14 protein-coding genes and 1 pseudogene are annotated in these 16,547 nt (G+C 72.2%); 1 reads left to right on the top strand and 14 read right to left on the bottom strand.

The annotated features are described in order from the left end of the window. Positions 1-197: 197 nt before the first annotated feature. The 5 genes from rpe to fmt all read right to left on the bottom strand — a co-directional run bounded on the left by rpe (position 198) and on the right by fmt (position 6,020). Positions 198-878, bottom strand: coding sequence for a ribulose-phosphate 3-epimerase (rpe, locus tag ADL29_RS11180; RefSeq protein ID WP_053923520.1), 681 nt, complete (start codon positions 876-878; stop codon positions 198-200). Between the two features lie 77 nt (positions 879-955). After that, positions 956-3,175 carry an NADP-dependent isocitrate dehydrogenase gene (locus tag ADL29_RS11175; protein ID WP_053923519.1) on the bottom strand — a complete coding sequence of 740 codons (2,220 nt, stop codon included), beginning with the start codon at positions 3,173-3,175 and terminating at the stop codon, positions 956-958. Between the two features lie 47 nt (positions 3,176-3,222). Continuing rightward, complete coding sequence (locus tag ADL29_RS11170; RefSeq protein ID WP_053923518.1) at positions 3,223-3,525, bottom strand: hypothetical protein; 303 nt, start codon at positions 3,523-3,525, stop codon at positions 3,223-3,225. A 39-nt stretch (positions 3,526-3,564) separates the two neighbouring features. Beyond that, positions 3,565-5,004 (bottom strand): RsmB/NOP family class I SAM-dependent RNA methyltransferase, encoded by a 1,440-nt coding sequence (locus ADL29_RS11165; RefSeq protein WP_053923517.1) that lies wholly within the window; start codon positions 5,002-5,004, stop codon positions 3,565-3,567. Between the two features lie 77 nt (positions 5,005-5,081). Next, entirely contained in the window at positions 5,082-6,020 is a 939-nt protein-coding gene (fmt, locus tag ADL29_RS11160; RefSeq protein ID WP_053923516.1) for a methionyl-tRNA formyltransferase, read from the bottom strand. A 294-nt stretch (positions 6,021-6,314) separates the two neighbouring features. Between fmt and ADL29_RS11155 the strand changes: the two genes are divergently transcribed. Then, positions 6,315-6,848 (top strand): hypothetical protein, encoded by a 534-nt coding sequence (locus ADL29_RS11155; protein WP_053923515.1) that lies wholly within the window; start codon positions 6,315-6,317, stop codon positions 6,846-6,848. 114 nt (positions 6,849-6,962) lie between these two features. Here ADL29_RS11155 and ADL29_RS11150 read toward each other — a convergent pair whose 3' ends face one another. From ADL29_RS11150 to carB, 9 genes and pseudogenes are all read right to left on the bottom strand, one after another. Then, the gene (locus tag ADL29_RS11150; RefSeq protein WP_053923514.1) at positions 6,963-9,101 is read right to left on the bottom strand and encodes a primosomal protein N'; all 2,139 of its coding nucleotides are present in this window, start codon (positions 9,099-9,101) and stop codon (positions 6,963-6,965) included. 347 nt (positions 9,102-9,448) lie between these two features. Beyond that, entirely contained in the window at positions 9,449-10,657 is a 1,209-nt protein-coding gene (metK, locus tag ADL29_RS11145) for a methionine adenosyltransferase (RefSeq protein WP_046929041.1), read from the bottom strand. A gap of 261 nt (positions 10,658-10,918) precedes the next feature. Further along, positions 10,919-12,160 (bottom strand): bifunctional phosphopantothenoylcysteine decarboxylase/phosphopantothenate--cysteine ligase CoaBC, encoded by a 1,242-nt coding sequence (coaBC, locus tag ADL29_RS11140; RefSeq protein WP_053923513.1) that lies wholly within the window; start codon positions 12,158-12,160, stop codon positions 10,919-10,921. A gap of 66 nt (positions 12,161-12,226) precedes the next feature. Beyond that, positions 12,227-12,499, bottom strand: a complete 273-nt coding sequence (gene rpoZ, locus ADL29_RS11135; protein WP_046929039.1) for a DNA-directed RNA polymerase subunit omega — start codon at positions 12,497-12,499, stop codon at positions 12,227-12,229. A 109-nt stretch (positions 12,500-12,608) separates the two neighbouring features. Then, on the bottom strand, positions 12,609-13,214 hold the full coding sequence (gene gmk, locus ADL29_RS11130) for a guanylate kinase (protein ID WP_046929038.1): 606 nt from the start codon (positions 13,212-13,214) through the stop codon (positions 12,609-12,611). A 47-nt stretch (positions 13,215-13,261) separates the two neighbouring features. Continuing rightward, positions 13,262-13,588, bottom strand: coding sequence for an integration host factor (locus ADL29_RS11125; protein WP_046929037.1), 327 nt, complete (start codon positions 13,586-13,588; stop codon positions 13,262-13,264). A 226-nt stretch (positions 13,589-13,814) separates the two neighbouring features. After that, positions 13,815-14,654: an orotidine-5'-phosphate decarboxylase gene (pyrF, locus tag ADL29_RS11120; RefSeq protein WP_046929036.1), complete on the bottom strand. Its 840-nt coding sequence runs from the start codon at positions 14,652-14,654 to the stop codon at positions 13,815-13,817. Continuing rightward, on the bottom strand, positions 14,651-15,772 hold the full coding sequence (locus tag ADL29_RS11115) for a quinone-dependent dihydroorotate dehydrogenase (RefSeq protein WP_053923512.1): 1,122 nt from the start codon (positions 15,770-15,772) through the stop codon (positions 14,651-14,653). The genes pyrF and ADL29_RS11115 overlap by 4 nt, the downstream gene beginning before the upstream one ends. Positions 15,773-15,829: 57 nt before the next feature. After that, a pseudogene (gene carB, locus ADL29_RS11110) lies at positions 15,830-16,547 on the bottom strand (carbamoyl-phosphate synthase large subunit); the annotation flags it as partial.

Genomic DNA, 16,547 nt, shown 5'->3' with positions numbered 1-16,547 from the left:
CGGACTGTGGGCGGCTGGCTACCACGAATTTCTCCCCTTTTGCGCATCTGATCGAGTCTTTGCTCATCCTTTCAGAAACATGAGGTGTACGGGGACCATGACCGCTCCGACGGCCGTGAACGCTCGGTTGCGACTCGGACAACCCGCGGCACGGTCCGCCTCACAGGAGGCGGTCCGCCCCATGCGCCCCCTGCGTCTCAGTGCGCGCAGCCCCAGCTCGCCGCCGTCGCCGCCGCGGCCTTCTCTCGAAGATCCCGCACCGCCTTGGCCGGGTCGTCCGCGCCGTAGACCGCGGAACCGGCCACGAACACATCGGCGCCCGCCTCCGCACACCGCTCGATGGTCGACTCGGAGACCCCGCCGTCCACCTGGAGCCACAGCTGCAGCCCGTGCTTCGAGATCAGCTCCCGGGTGCGGCGGATCTTGGGCAGCATGATGTCCAGGAACGCCTGGCCGCCGAAGCCCGGCTCCACGGTCATGATCAGCAGCATGTCGAGCTCGGGGAGCAGGTCCTCGTACGGCTCGATCGGGGTGGCGGGCTTGAGCGCCATCGACGCCCGCGCGCCCTTGGCCCGGATCTCCCGCGCCAGCCGTACGGGCGCCGCCGCGGCCTCCGCGTGGAAGGTGACGGACCCGGCCCCGGCCTCGACGTACTGCGGCGCCCAGCGGTCCGGGTCCTCGATCATCAGGTGCAGGTCGAGAGGGGTGTCCGTCGCCTTGCGCAGCGACTCGACGACCGGCACGCCGAGCGTGAGGTTCGGAACGAAGTGGTTGTCCATGACGTCGACGTGGAGCCAGTCGGCGCCCTCGACGGCCTTCGCCTCCTCGGCGAGGCGGGCGAAGTCGGCGGACAGGATGCTGGGGTTGATCAAGGCCATGCCACCAGTATGACCTGCACACGGAACCGCCCCGGCCGGGGGACCGGCCGGGGCGGGACGTGCTGCGGGCTGCTGCCTCAGGCGAGGGTCGCCAGCGCCTGGTTGAGGGTCGCCGACGGACGCATGACCGCCGAGGCCTTGGTGACGTCGGGCTGGTAGTAGCCGCCGATGTCGGCCGGCGAGCCCTGCACCGCGATCAGCTCGTCGACGATGGTCTGCTCCTGCTCGGTCAGCGTCTTGGCCAGCGGCCCGAACGCCTCCGCGAGCTGCGCGTCGTCGGTCTGCTTGGCCAGCTCCTGCGCCCAGTACAGCGCGAGGTAGAAGTGGCTGCCACGGTTGTCGATGCCACCGACGCGACGGCTGGGCGACTTGTCGTTCTCCAGGAACGTGGCCGTCGCGCGGTCGAGGGTGTCGGCGAGCACCTGGGCGCGCGCGTTGCCCGTGGTCTGCGCGAGGTGCTCGAAGCTGACGCCCAGCGCGAGGAACTCGCCCAGGCTGTCCCAGCGCAGGTAGTTCTCCTTGACCAGCTGCTGGACGTGCTTGGGGGCGGAGCCGCCGGCGCCGGTCTCGAACAGCCCGCCACCGTTCATCAGCGGCACGACGGACAGCATCTTGGCGCTGGTGCCCAGCTCCAGGATCGGGAACAGGTCCGTCAGGTAGTCACGCAGGACGTTGCCGGTGACCGAGATCGTGTTCTCGCCGCGGCGGATGCGCTCCAGCGAGAACTTGATCGCGTCGACGGGCGCCATGATCTCGATCTGCAGGCCCTCGGTGTCGTGCTCCGGCAGGTACTGCTTGACCTTGGCGATCAGGCTGGCGTCGTGCGCCCGGCCCTCGTCCAGCCAGAACACGGCCGGGTCGCCGGTCGCCCGGGCACGGGTGACGGCGAGCTTGACCCAGTCCTGGATCGGCAGGTCCTTGGTCTGGCACATCCGGAACACGTCGCCGGCGCTGACGACCTGCTCCAGCACGGCGTTGCCGGCCTCGTCGACGACCCGCACGGTGCCCGTGACGGGGATCTCGAAGGTCTTGTCGTGGCTGCCGTACTCCTCGGCCTTCTGCGCCATCAGACCGACGTTCGGGACCGAGCCCATGGTCGATGGGTCGTACGCGCCGTGCGCCCGGCAGTCGTCGATGACGACCTGGTAGATGCCGGCGTAGCTGCTGTCGGGGATGACCGCGAGGGTGTCGGCCTCCTCGCCGTCCGGGCCCCACATGTGGCCGGACGTACGGATCATGGCCGGCATCGACGCGTCGACGATGACATCGCTGGGCACGTGCAGGTTGGTGATGCCGCGGTCGGAGTCGACCATCGCCAGCGCCGGGCCCTTGGCCAGCTCGGCCTCGAAGGACGCCTTGATCGCCGCGCCCTCGGGCAGCGACTCCACGCCCTTGAGGATGCCGCCGAGCCCGTCGTTGGGGGTCAGACCGGCCTTGGCGAAGGTCTCACCGTACGTGGCGAAGGTGTCCGGGAAGAAGGCCCGTACGACGTGACCGAAGATGATCGGGTCGGAGACCTTCATCATCGTGGCCTTCAGGTGCACGGAGAACAGCACGCCGTCGGCCTTGGCGCGGGCGACCTGCGCCGTGAGGAACTCGCGCAGCGCCGCGACGCGCATGACGGACGCGTCCACGACCTCGCCCGCCAGCACCGGCACCGACTCGCGCAGCACGGTGGTGCTGCCGTCGTCCCCGTGCAGCTCGATACGGAGCGTGCCGGCCTCACCGATGACCGCGGACTTCTCGGTGGAGCGGAAGTCGTCGGCGCCCATGGTCGCCACGTTCGTCTTCGAGTCGGACGTCCAGGCACCCATGCGGTGCGGGTGCGCCTTGGCGTAGTTCTTCACCGCGGCCGCCGCCCGGCGGTCGGAGTTGCCCTCGCGCAGCACCGGGTTGACGGCGCTGCCCTTGACCTTGTCGTAGCGGGCGCGGACGTCCTTTTCCTCGTCGGTCTTCGGGTCGTCCGGGTAGTCCGGCAGCGCGTAGCCCTGCTGCTGCAGCTCGGCGATCGCGGCCTTCAGCTGCGGGATCGACGCCGAGATGTTCGGCAGCTTGATGATGTTCGCGCCGGGCGTCTTGGCCAGCTCACCGAGCTCGGCGAGCGCGTCGTCGATGCGCTGGCCCTCCTCGAGACGCTCGGGGAAGCTCGCGATGATCCGCCCCGCCAGGGAGATGTCGCGGGTCTCCACAGTGACGCCGGCGGTCGATGCGTACGCCTGGATCACAGGCAGGAACGAATGCGTCGCCAGGGCCGGAGCCTCGTCAGTGTGCGTATAGATGATGGTCGAGTCAGTCACCGGGTGCTCCGCTCCAGGTCTCTCCACGTCTCCAACATTGCTCGACATCAAGATATCTCGTGATCGGGGACGTCTCGACAGGGGCCCGCATCCAACGACGGGAGCAGGCCGAAGTCGCCCATGGACTCCCGGAGGCGCCGCCGCGCCGCGTCCAGGCGCTCGCCGTAGTCGGAGGCGAAGATTTCGGGCAGCGCCGTGTCCAGCGTCCCGGCGAGCCGGTGGATCGGGGCCCACACGGCCGGGTCGTCGACCACCCGGCCGAGATCGGTCATCTGGACCCGCTCGAGCCAGTCCGAGAAGACCAGCGCCTCATCCGCGGTGAGCCTGATCGTGATCTGTGCGTTCTCCACGAGCAGAACGTAGTCGGGTCGAGCGCCGGACCGCCCCGCTCAGCCCGTACGCCGCAACAGCGCCAGGTACATCGCGTCCGTGCCGTGCAGATGCGGCCACAGCTGCACATCCGGCCCGTCACCGAGCGCCGGGACCCCCGGCATCAGCGGCCGGGCGTCGATGAACTCCACGTCGACCGCTGGGCCGCCACGGCCCTTGATGACGTCGTCGACCACGGCGCGGGTCTCGGCGAGGTGCGGCGAGCAGGTCGCGTAGCCGGCGACGCCGCCGATGCGGACGGCCGCCAGGGCCTGGCGGAGCAGGTCGCGCTGGAGGGGGGCGAAGCCGTCCAGGTCCTCGGGGCGGCGGCGCCAGCGGGCCTCGGGGCGGCGGCGGAGGGCGCCCAGGCCCGTGCACGGGACGTCCACCAGGACGCGGTCGAAGGAGCCGGGGCGCCAAGCGGGGCGGGTGCCGTCGGCGGCGATGACCTGGTACGGGCCGGGGTTGCCGTCGAGGGCGCGGGCCACCAGGCGGGCGCGGTGCGGCTGCTTCTCGGAGGCCAGCAGGGCGGCTCCGCGCTGCGCGGCCAGCGCAGCCAGCAGCGCCGCCTTGCCGCCGGGGCCCGCGCAGCCGTCCAGCCAGGCCCGGTCGGGGCCGTCCAGCGGCGCATTGGCCAGCGCGAGCGCGACCAGCTGGCTGCCCTCGTCCTGCACACCGGCGCGGCCCTCGCGCACGGCGTCCAGCGCGCCCGGCTCACCGCCCTCCGCGAGCCGCACCGCGTACGGGGACCAGCGGCCCGGCAGCGCGCTGTCCTCGCCGACGGCGGCGACCAGCTCCTCGGCGGTGGACCGGCCCGGCCGGGCCACCAGTGTCACCTCGGGGCGTTCGTTGTCCGCCTCCAGGAGGTCCTCGATGCCCGCCCGGCCGCCGCCGAGCGCGTCCCACAGGGCGGAGACGATCCAGCGCGGATGGGCGTGCACCACACCGAGGTGGTCCTCGGGGTCCTCGTCGTAGTCGGGCGCGACCCGCTCCAGCCAGCCGTCCAGATCGTGGGCGGCGACCTTGCGCAGGACCGCGTTGACGAACTTCGCGCGCCCGTCGCCGAGCACCACCCGCGCCAGCTCGACGCTGGCGCTGACGGCGGCATGGGTGGGAATCCGGGTGCCGAGCAGCTGGTGCGCGCCGAGCGTCAGCACGTCCAGCACCGGCGGGTCGACCTCCCGCAGCGGCCGGTCCACGCACTGCGCGATGATCGCGTCGTAGGTGCCCTGCCGGCGCAGCGAGCCGTACACCAGCTCCGTCGCCAGCGCCGCGTCCCGGCTGTCGAAATCGCCGCCCTCGCGCGCCTTGCGCAGCAGCGGCGGCAGCACGAGGTTCGCGTAGGCGTCCCGCTCGTCGACGGCCCGCAGCGCCTCGAACGCAAGGATCCGGACCGGGTCCTTCTGCGGGCGGCGATAGGGCTTACGGGTGCCGTGACGGCGGGGCGGCTGCTGGCTCACAGAAAGGTGCTCCGGATACGAGGGGAGGGGATGGCCCGGGGAACGGCCCGAGGGGCTGATCCCAGCCTACGCCCGGCCTACGGAGCGTCCCCCAGCCGCTCCCCGGCCTCGATGCGCACGCCGCGGGCCCAGTCGGCGGCCTTCATCGGCTTCTTGCCCTGCGGCTGGACCCAGACCAGTTCGAGGGCGTGACTGCCGGTGCCGGCGTACACCGCCTTCTTGGTGACGGCGAGTTCGCCGGGGGCGAGGTCCGTGCGGTCCGCCACCAGGGCGGCGGACATCAGCTTGAGGCGCTCGCCGCGGAAGACCGTCCAGGCGCCGGGGGCGGGCGCGCAGGCCCGGATGAGCCGGTCGGCGCGCAGCGCCGGGGCCGTCCAATCCACCCTGGCGTCCTCAACTTCGATCTTCGGCGCGAGGGTGATTCCCTCGGCCGGCTGCCGGACGGGGTGCAGGGTGCCGTCCTCGATGCCGTCCATGGTCGCGGTGAGCAGCCCGGCGCCCGCGAACGCCAGCCGGGTGAGCAGATCGCCGCTGGTGTCGGTCGGCCGGACCTGCTCGGTCAGCACGCCGTAGACCGGGCCGGAGTCCAGTCCCTGCTCGATCTGGAAGGTCGAGGCGCCGGTCACCTCGTCCCCCGCGAGGACGGCGTGCTGGACGGGCGCCGCGCCACGCCACGCGGGCAGCAGCGAGAAGTGCAGATTGACCCACCCCCGGGCGGGGATGTCGAGGGCGACCTTCGGCAGCAGGGCGCCGTAGGCGACCACCGGGCAGCAGTCCGGTGCGATCTCGCGCAGCCGTGCCAGGAAGTCCTCGTCGCGTGGCTTGACGGGCTTGAGGAGCTCGATGCCCGCCTCCTCCGCGCGCTCCGCGACGGGGCTCGCGACCAGCCTGCGGCCACGGCCGGACGGCGCGTCGGGCCGGGTCACGACGGCGACGACCTCGTGCCGGTCCGAGGCGATCAGGGCGTCGAGGGCGGGCACGGCGACCTCGGGGGTGCCGGCGAAGACAAGCCTCATGGGTGGCGCACTACCTCTCACATGCATCACGTGCATCACACGCAGCGGAACGGCGCACCAGTCTACGGTTCCTGACCCTGCGTCGTCGGGGCGGACCGCGAGGCCCAGTTCCCGGCGACGGCACCAGGGCGCGCGCATCCGTCCGCGCCCCGCACGGAAGCTCGTACGCCCCCATACCGTGACCAGAGCCGCTCCTGTCGCGTTGGTCAAACAGCATTGACCGATAACGGACCGCATCGGCGGCCCGGTCGCTTGCACCCTTCCTCTTTACACGCCGGTTCGAGAGGCTCGCTCATGGCCGACCACGCAACCCACGACGCCCAGGCACGCGCCAGCCTGCATCTCCTGGTACGGGACATCGAGCGGGTCCGCCGACAGGTGGACGCGCTGCGCACCCTGACCGCCCAGCTCGGCAATGTCTACCGGCCGCGCCGTACGGGTCCCTCCGCGGGCTTCGTCGTCTACGGGCGCGCGCCCGCCCCGACGGTCCGCCTGGCCCAGGAGCTGCGGGACAGCGTCGAAACGCTTGTCACGGCGGCGGTCGACTTCGACCGTTCCCTCGGCTTCTCCTGGGACGCGGTGGGCTCGGCGCTCGGCGTCACCAAGCAGGCAGTGCACCGCCGTTACGGTGCCCGCCGGGCCGCCGCCCAGCCCCCGGCCGACGGGGGCGAGCGGTCCTCGGAGACCCCGTCGGCCCGGACGGTCGGCGTGGCCGCGGGAGTGCCCGGGACGCCGTCCGTCCCCGCCCGTGCCCTGCCCGCACAGCCGACCGCGGCGAGCCGGGACGAGGCCCGGCCGGGCGCCTTTCCCGGCCCCCGCAACGGCTGACGCCGCGTTCGCCGGTGTGCATGCCGCCGCCCGCCGGCGCCCCGGGACCGCCCGCCGGCCGGGGCCCCGGGGCGGCGTCCCGGCCGGGACACCCCAGGCCGAAGCCGGCTGCGCTCACCCCAGATCGAGCGGATCGATCCGCACCCGCACCGCCTCCCCCTCACGCTTGACCAGCCGCGCCGCCCGCGCCGCCTTCAGCGCCGCCGCGAGCGCCGCACCCTGCCCCGGCCGGACCCGTACCAGCGCCCGCTCCCATGTCTCCCCCGGCGGGGGATCGCCCGGCCTGCGGGGCCGCCCCGGATCCGTCACCGGCAGCGGCACGGGCCCCAGCACCTCTGCCCCGGAGGGGAGTCCGGCGGCACCGAGCAGCTCCGCCACATCCTCCGGCCGCCCGGCCACCGAGGCCATCCGCGACACCGGCGGAAACCCGAGCTCGGCCCGCTCGGACAGCTCCCGTACGGCATGCCCGACCGGATCCCAGCGCACCAGCGCCTGCACCGGCCGCAGCGTCGGCTCCGCGATCACCGCCACCGTGCCCCCGTCCGCCTGCCCCCGCACCAGCGCTGCGGCCCCCAGCCAGCGCCGTAGCGCCTCCTCCCCCGCCCGCAGATCCGGCCGCCCCAGCAATGCCCAGCCGTCCAGGAGCAGCGCGGCGGCATAGCCGCCCTCGGCGACGGGCTCCGCGCCCGGCGTGGACACCACGAGAGCGGGCCGGTCGGGCACCGTGTCGAGGATGTGGTCACGGCCGGAGGTGCGCACAGGAACCGTGGGGAAGGCCCGCCCGAGCTCCTCGGCCGTACGCCGCGCGCCCACGATCTGCGCCCGCAGCCGCGCATTCCCGCACGCCACGCAGTGCCAGTCCGGCGCCTCCCGGCCACACCAGCCGCACTCCATCGGCCGGTCGTCGCCGTGCGCCTCCAGCGGTCCGGCGCAGTGCCGGCACCGGGCGGGCTCCCGGCACCGCTCACAGGCCAGTCTCGGTACGTACCCCCGGCGCGGCACCTGCACCAGCACCGGGCCCCGGGCCAGCCCCGCGCGCGCCGTCTGCCAGGCGAGCGACGGCAGCCGCGCGGCACGCGCGGCCTCATCGCGGGCCGCCTCCAGGTCATCGACCGTACGGATCAACGGCGCGGCCGCGCGCACCTGTTCGCGGCCGGCCTCCAGCGCCCGCGCCCAGCCGTTCTCCACCAGCTGGGTGGCCTCCACCGTGCGCCCCAGATCGCCGATCAGGCAGGCCGCCTTCTCCTGGACGGCGCGGAGCAGCAGGACGTCCCGGGCGTGCGGATGGGGGGCATGGGTGTCGCTGTGACTGGAATTCCCGTCGTCCCAGATGGCGACGAGCCCCAGATCCGCCACCGGTGCGTACATGGCGGCGCGGGTGCCCACGACGGCGCGCACCGCACCCCGGCGTATCGCCAGCCAGCGGCGGTAGCGCTCCTCGGGGCCCGAATCCGCCACCAGCAGGGCATGCACCCCCGGCCCCACCAGCTCGGTCAGCGCCGCATCGACCCGGGCCGCCGACCGCCCGTCCGGCATCACGACCAGGGCACCGCGCCCGGACGCCAGGGTCGCCGCCACCGCCGCGGCCAGCTCCCACGGCCAGTGCGGCCCCGGCAGGGCGGTCCACACCGCGCGCGGCGCACCCCCGCCCCCCAGCGCCTCCAGGAACGCCGGGCCGTCCGGATAGCGCGCCCAGCTCGCCAGGGGAGGCACGGCCGGCGGTGGCGGCGGCGCGGGGAAGCGCTCCGCCTCGGCCTTGGCATTACGGGGCGGAACGGCCAGCTGCAGCACGTCGGCGAGCGAGCCGGCATACCGGTCGGCCACCGCCCGGCACAGCGCCAGCAGCGCAGGAGAGAGCACCGGCTCCGGCGAGACGACCTGGGTGAGGGCCGCCAGCGGCCCCCGGTAGTCCGACTCCGCGATGCGCTCGACGATGTACCCGTCGAGCAGTCCCCCGCCCTCGCGCCGCCCCTCCCGCACCTTCCCGGTCCCCGCCCCGAACCGCACCCGCACCCGCACCCCGGGCTGCGCCTCACGGTCCATCGCCGCGGGCACGGCGTAATCCCACAGCTTGTCGAGATGCACCGGCCCCTTGTCCACCAGCACCCGTGCCACCGGCAGCTCCCCCGCCAGCGCCGCCCCCCGCCACGTCCGCGGCTTGGCCCGTGGCGCCTTCGCCTTGCGCACGGTCTCCCGGATCAGCGCCAGCTGCTCGCCCCGCTCCCCCGGATCCCGCCCGTTCTCACTGCTCACAGCATCAGTCTTAGCAGACGGCACCGACAGCGGCCGATGCCTGTGGACGAGCCCGGAGAACGCCTGCGACCGGGCACGGGAGACCTCCCGTGAACGGGCCGTGGAGACCAGCCACGCACCCCTGCCCCGCCGCCCACCCGCCCCTTTTGTTTTTCCCCGCCGCCCACCCCCCTTCGGGGGGTGGGCGGGTGAGTGTGCGCGGGTGAGTGTGCGGAGGTGCGGGTGCGCGGGTTCGTGTGCGCAGGTGCGTGTGCGCAGATACATGCGCGTCGGCCCCGCCGAAAGACGGCTGTGGCCCCGGACCGTCGGACGGTCCGGGGCCACAGCCCTGGCAGGTGCGCGGTGTCTTACAGCCCCGCAGCCTTCTTCAGCGCGTCCACCCGGTCCGTGCGCTCCCAGGTGAAGTCCTCCAGCTCACGGCCGAAGTGGCCGTAGGCGGCGGTCTGGGAGTAGATCGGGCGGAGCAGGTCGAGGTCGCGGATGATCGCGGCCGGGCGGAGGTCGAAGACCTCGCCGATGGCCTGCTCGATCTTCTCGACGTCGACGGTGGCGGTGCCGAAGGTCTCGACGAAGAGGCCGACGGGCTCGGCCTTGCCGATGGCGTACGCGACCTGGACCTCGCAGCGCTGCGCGAGGCCGGCGGCGACGACGTTCTTGGCGACCCAGCGCATCGCGTAGGCGGCCGAGCGGTCGACCTTGGACGGGTCCTTGCCGGAGAAGGCACCGCCGCCGTGGCGGGCCATGCCGCCGTAGGTGTCGATGATGATCTTGCGGCCGGTCAGGCCGGCGTCGCCCATCGGGCCGCCGATCTCGAAGCGGCCGGTCGGGTTGACCAGCAGGCGGTAGCCGTCGGTGTCCAGCTTGATGCCGTCCTCGACGAGCTGGCCCAGGACGTGCTCGACCACGAACTCGCGGATGTCGGGCGCGAGGAGGGAGTCGAGGTCGATGTCCGAGGCGTGCTGCGAGGAGACGACGACGGTGTCGAGGCGGACGGCCTTGGGGCCGTCGTACTCGATGGTGACCTGGGTCTTGCCGTCGGGACGCAGGTAGGGGATGGTGCCGTTCTTGCGGACCTCGGACAGGCGGCGGGAGAGCCGGTGCGCGAGGTAGATCGGGAGCGGCATCAGCTCCGGGGTCTCGTCGCAGGCGTAGCCGAACATCAGGCCCTGGTCGCCGGCGCCCTGTCGGTCCAGCTCGTCGTCGTCGCCCTCGACGCGGTACTCGTGCGCGGTGTCGACGCCCTGGGCGATGTCCGGGGACTGCGCACCGATGGACACCGAGACGCCACAGGAAGCGCCGTCGAAGCCCTTCTTGGACGAGTCGTAGCCGATGTCCAGGATCTTGTTGCGGACGAGGTTGGGGATGTCGGCGTACGCCTTGGTCGTCACCTCGCCGGCCACATGGACCAGGCCGGTGGTGATCAGCGTCTCGACGGCGACCCGGGAGGTCGGGTCCTCCTTGAGGAGCGCGTCGAGAATCGTGTCGCTGATCTGGTCAGCGATCTTGTCGGGGTGGCCCTCGGTGACGGACTCCGAGGTGAACAGGCGGCGGGACACATCGCTCCCTGGGGTTGCAGCGGCTGCTGGCTGATCATTGGCGGAAGGGCCGAGAGCTGCGCTCGGCCCGATCCACGGTCAGTTTATCGGTCGTATGTGACGTTCGGGCACGCAGTCTCGATTTATGGACCCCCCGTGACCTGGGACACCACGACCCACCGTAGGACGATCACCCCAGGCAGGGGCCGAGTCAAGGGGACACGCCGAGGTGGATTCCGGCGGGTTCGGGGCCATTGGGCCGTTCGGGTCTGCAGGGCAGGTTCAGCCGCGGGGACCCGCGAGACGGGGGACGACGAGGTCCCACACGGTTTCGGCCAGGGCCTCCTTGGGGCCGTACGGCACCGGGGTCTCGGTCCCGTCCGCGGCGAGGACCACCGCTTCGTTCTCGGCCGAGCCGAAGGCCTTGTCCTCGCCGACCTCATTGACGACCAGCAGGTCACACCCCTTGCGGGCGAGCTTGGCGCGACCGTTGGCGAGGACGTCGTCGGTCTCGGCGGCGAAACCCACGACCACCTGGCCGGGGCGGAGCCGGTCCGCGGAGAGTTCGGCGAGGATGTCCGGATTGCGGACGAGGGTGATGGGTTCGGGCTCCACACCGTCGATCTTCTTGATCTTGCCGGTGGTGTAGACGGCCGGCCGGAAATCGGCCACCGCGGCCGCCATGACGACCGCGTCGGCGTCCGCGGCAACCTTGAGGACGGCCTCGCGGAGCTGCCGGGCCGTCCCGACAGGAAGCACGTCCACACCGGCCGGGTCGGGCAGCTCGGTGTTGCCCGCCACCAGGGTGACCCGCGCGCCGCGCGCGGCCGCGGCACGGGCGAGGGCGTAGCCCTGCCTGCCGGACGAGCGGTTGCCCAGGTAGCGGACGGGGTCCAGGGGCTCGCGGGTGCCGCCCGCGGTCACGACGACGTGGCGGCCCGCGAGGTCCTGGGTGACGGCCCGGTCGCCGCGGGCGAGCACGCGCCGGCAGAGGTCGAAGATCTCCACGGGGTCCGGGAAGCGGCCCTTGCCGGTGTCGGCGCCGGTCAGCCGGCCGACCGCGGGCTCGATGACGATCGCGCCGCGGCGGCGCAGGGTGGCGACGTTCTCCTGGGTGGCGGCGTGCTCCCACATCTCGGTGTGCATCGCGGGGGCGAAGATCACCGGACAGCGGGCGGTGAGCAGCGTGTTCGTCAGGAGGTCGTCGGCCAGGCCATGGGCGGCCTTGGCCAGCAGGTCCGCGGTGGCAGGGGCGACCACGACGAGGTCGGCGGTCTGGCCGATGCGCACATGCGGAACCTCGTGGACGGATTCCCAGACCTCGGTGCCGGCCGGGTTGCCGGACAGCGCCGCCCAGGTGGCCTCGCCGATGAAGTGCAGCGATGCGGCGGTCGGCACCACGCGTACGTCGTGCCCGGACTCGGTGAGCCGCCGCAGCAGCTCGCACGCCTTGTACGCGGCGATCCCGCCACTGACACCCAGGACGACCCTGGGCCGGTCCTGCCCCTGCTGCTGCTTGTTCATGCCCCTATGACACACCACGGGCCCGGCGGTCGTCCCGCCGGGCCCGTGGTGAGGATGCTGTTCCGCTTACTGAGCCGGGGTCTCGATGGCCTCGGAGGTCAGCAGGCCCGCGTTGATCTCGCGGAGCGAGATCGACAGGGGCTTCTCGTGGACGTGCGTGTCGACGAGCGGACCGACGTACTCGAGCAGGCCCTCGCCGAGCTGCGAGTAGTACGCGTTGATCTGGCGCGCGCGCTTCGCGGCGTAGATGACAAGGCTGTACTTCGAGTCGGTGGCCTCGAGAAGCTCATCAATTGGCGGATTGATGATGCCCTCGGGTGCGGTGATGGAAGAGGACACTCTCTGCCTTCCGAAGGGGATGGAGCCGACGTAAAGCCGGGTGAAGCATAGAACGCAAAAATGTGACGGTCCGGGGAGCCGCTCGCCGCCGCGGGTCGGCGGCCGGCGTTCAGTCCCTGGATCGATGCAGCATCAAGGCTAGCAGCTCACGGCTGACGGCCTCGACGGAGGTGTTGACGAGGGTCACATCGAATTCCGTCTCCGCGGCCAGTTCCACCCTGGCGGCCGCCAGCCGGCGCTCGATGACCTCGGGTGCCTCGGTGCCCCGGCCGGTGAGCCGGCGGACCAGCTCGTCCCAGCTCGGCGGGGCCAGGAAGACGAGGTGGGCTTCCTTCATGGACTCGCGGACCTGGCGGGCGCCCTGCAGATCGATCTCCAGCAGGACCGGCTCCCCGGCCTCCAGACGGTCCAGGACCGCCTTGCGCGGCGTGCCGTAGCGGTTGCCCGCGAATTCGGCCCATTCCAGCAGCTCGCCATTGGCGATGAGCTTGTCGAATTCCTCGTCCTCGACGAAGAAGTACTGGACGCCGTGCTGCTCCCCGGGGCGCGGCTTGCGGGTGGTGGCCGAAACGGAGAGCCAGACCTCGGGATGCACTTTGCGCAGATGCGCGACGACCGTGCTCTTACCGACCCCCGAGGGGCCGGAGAGCACGGTCAGTCGCGGTTGTCTGACCGGGGGTACGGGGGTCGCCCCCCGGGAGACTGCAGAACTCATGCAGCGATTATTCCAGCTTCCCGGCAGTGCCGGGAAACCCGGGATTCTCAGCCGGCAGCGCTGCTGCCGAACTCGCGCTCGAGCGACGCGATCTGGTTGGAGCCAAGACCCCGTACGCGGCGGCTCTCGGAGATCCCGAGCCGCTCCATGATCTGCTTGGCGCGGACCTTGCCCACGCCGGGCAGCGACTCGAGGAGGGCGGAGACCTTCATCTTGCCGATGACATCGTTCTCCTGGCCCTGCTTGATCACCTCATGGAGGGATGCACCGGAGTGCTTGAGCCGATTCTTGACCTCGGCGCGCTCCCGGCGAGCCGCGGCGGCCTTCTCGAGCGCGGCTGCGCGCTGTTCAGGGGTAAGGGGCGGAAGAGCCACGCCTACGTCACCTCGGATGTAGAACTGTCGGATATCGGACCGGTGTGGAACCTAGTCGCCCCGCACCTGCGGAGCAACGAACAACGCGCTTACGTGCGGTGCTCTCGTCGGAGACTAGCGGGCAAGGGCGCCAGAGTCAGCGAGAACAGACGAAAAGTCCTGGTCAGACTCTGCTGACCAGGACAATTCGGGACCAAAACACCTGCCGGAGAGCGCTTCGGAGCGCTCAGGCGACCGCGGTCCGCACCTCTTCGGCGAACCGGACCGCCGCGGCGCGCAGAGCCGAGGCGTCCGGACCGTGCCGGAGCACGCCGCGGCTGACGCTCGGGACGACATTGCGTACGGCGTCCCCGAAGACGGTCGGCAGGTCGGCGGGGGTGGCGCCCTGGGCGCCGATGCCGGGGGCGAGCAGCGGGCCGTTGACCGCCAGATCGAACGAGGAGAGATCGCCGAGCGTGGCGCCGACGACCGCGCCGAAGGAGCCCAGCGGCTCGGCGCCGGCGTTCTCGTCGGCGAGGTGGCCGAGCATGGTCGCGGCCAGGGTGCGGCCGTCCTCCCGTACCGCGCGCTGGACCTCGGCGCCCTCCGGGTTGGAGGTGAGGGCGAGGACGAAGACGCCGCAGCCGTTCAGCACGGCGGCGTCCAGTGCCGGGCGCAGCGAGCCGAAGCCCAGGTACGGGCTGACGGTGACGGCGTCGGAGAACAGCGGGCTGCGCGGGTCGAGGTAGGTGTCGGCGTAGGCGCCCATCGTCGAGCCGATGTCGCCGCGCTTGGCGTCCATCAGGACCAGGGCGCCGCGCTCGCGGGCCTCGGTGACGGCGGTCTCCAGGACGGCGATCCCGCGCGAGCCGAAGCGCTCGAAGAACGCGGACTGCGGCTTGAAGACGGCGACCTGCTCGCCGAGCGCCTCCACGACGGTGCGGGTGAAGCGGGCCAGGCCCGCGACATCGTCGTTCAGGCCCCAGTCGGCCAGCAGCGAGGCGTGCGGGTCGATGCCGACGCAGAGCGGGCCGCGCTCGTCCATGGCGCGGCGCAGGCGTGCACCGAAGGGCTCCGGAACCTTCATGCGGTCACCTCTTTGTTCTCCGTCTTGTGCTCGGCGCCGACCGCGTCGGCGAGGGTGGCGTAGGGGCTGTTGCGCAGACGGGCGGCCAGGCCCTTGTGGATCGCGCGGCACCAGAAGGGGCCCTCGTAGATGAAGGCGCTGTAGCCCTGGACGAGGGTGGCGCCGGCGAGAATGCGCTGCCAGGCGTCCTCGGCGGTGGTGATGCCGCCGACGCCGATGAGGGTGAGGCGGTCGCCGACGCGGGCGTAGAGGCGGCGCAGGACCTCCAGGGAGCGCTCCTTGACGGGCGCACCGGAGAGGCCGCCGGTCTCGGCGGTCAGCTTCGGGTCGGAGGTCAGGCCCAGGCTCTCGCGGGCGATGGTGGTGTTGGTGGCGATGATGCCGTCCAGGCCCAGCTCGACGGCGAGGTCGGCGACCGCGTCGATGTCCGCGTCGGCCAGGTCCGGGGCGATCTTGACCAGCAGCGGGACGCGGCGGTCGGTGACCGTGCGGTCGGCTGCCTCGCGTACGGCGGTCAGGAGCGGGCGGAGGTGGTCGACGGCCTGGAGGTTGCGCAGGCCCGGGGTGTTCGGCGAGGAGACGTTGACGACCAGGTAGTCGGCGTGCCGCGCCAGCCGCTCCGTGGAGGTGACGTAATCGCCGACCGCCTCCTCCTCCGGGACGACCTTGGTCTTGCCGATGTTGACGCCGACGGTGGTGCGGAAGACCGGGTTGCGGGCCGCCAGGCGCGCCGCCACGGAGGCGGAGCCGTCGTTGTTGAAGCCCATGCGGTTGATCAGCGCACGGTCCGGGACGAGCCGGAAGAGGCGCTTCTTGGGGTTGCCGGGCTGGGCCTGGGCGGTGACGGTGCCGATCTCGACGTGGTCGAAGCCGAGCATGGTCATCCCGTCGATCGCGACGGCGTTCTTGTCGAAGCCGGCGGCCAGCCCGAAGGGACCGTGCATCCGGCGGCCGAGCGCCTCGGTGCGCAGCTCCTTGTAGCGGGGCGCGAGCACGGCGGCGATGAAGGTGCGCAGCACGGGGACGCGCACGGCGCGCTGGATCCAGCGGAAGGCCAGGTGGTGGGCCTGCTCCGGGTCCATGCGCCGGAAGACGAGGCGGAAGAAGAGTGTGTACATGAAGGTTGTCCTCACCAGAAGGGGGACACCGTGTCGTCGGTGTCCCCCTCTGGGCTGCTAGTCGCGGGCCGCGGTCAGGTGCTCGGCGTGTTCCTGGAGCGAACGCACGCCCACGTCACCGTGGTTGAGCGCGTCGATGCCCTGGACGGCGGCGGCGAGTGCCTGGACGGTGGTCAGGCACGGCACGGAGCGGGCCACCGCCGCCGTACGGATGTCGTAGCCGTCGAGGCGGCCGCCGGTTCCGTAGGGCGTGTTGACGATGAGGTCAACCTCGCCCTCGTGGATGAGCTGGACGATGGTCTTCTCGCCGTTGGGGCCCTCGCCCTCGGACTGCTTGCGCACGACGGTGGCGTGGATGCCGTTGCGCTTGAGGACCTCGGCCGTGCCGGAGGTGGCGAGCAGCTCGAAGCCGTGCGCGACCAGCTCACGAGCCGGGAAGATCATCGAGCGCTTGTCGCGGTTGGCGACGGAGATGAAGGCCCGGCCCTTGGTCGGCAGCGGCCCGTACGCGCCGGCCTGCGACTTGGCATAGGCCGTGCCGAAGACCGAGTCGATGCCCATGACCTCGCCGGTGGAGCGCATCTCCGGGCCCAGGACCGTGTCGACGCCCCGTCCGTGGATGTCGCGGAAACGGGACCACGGCATGACGGCCTCCTTGACGGAGATCGGCGCGTCCAGCGGCAGGGTGCCGCCGTCGCCCTGCTTGGGCAGCAGGCCCTCGGCGCGCAGCTCGGCGATGGTGGCGCCCAGGGAGATGCGGGCGGCGGCCTTGGCG

The sequence above is a fragment of the Streptomyces chattanoogensis genome (genome assembly GCF_001294335.1).
Lineage (GTDB): Bacteria > Actinomycetota > Actinomycetes > Streptomycetales > Streptomycetaceae > Streptomyces > Streptomyces chattanoogensis.
This window is presented reverse-complemented; position numbering and strand designations above follow the sequence as displayed.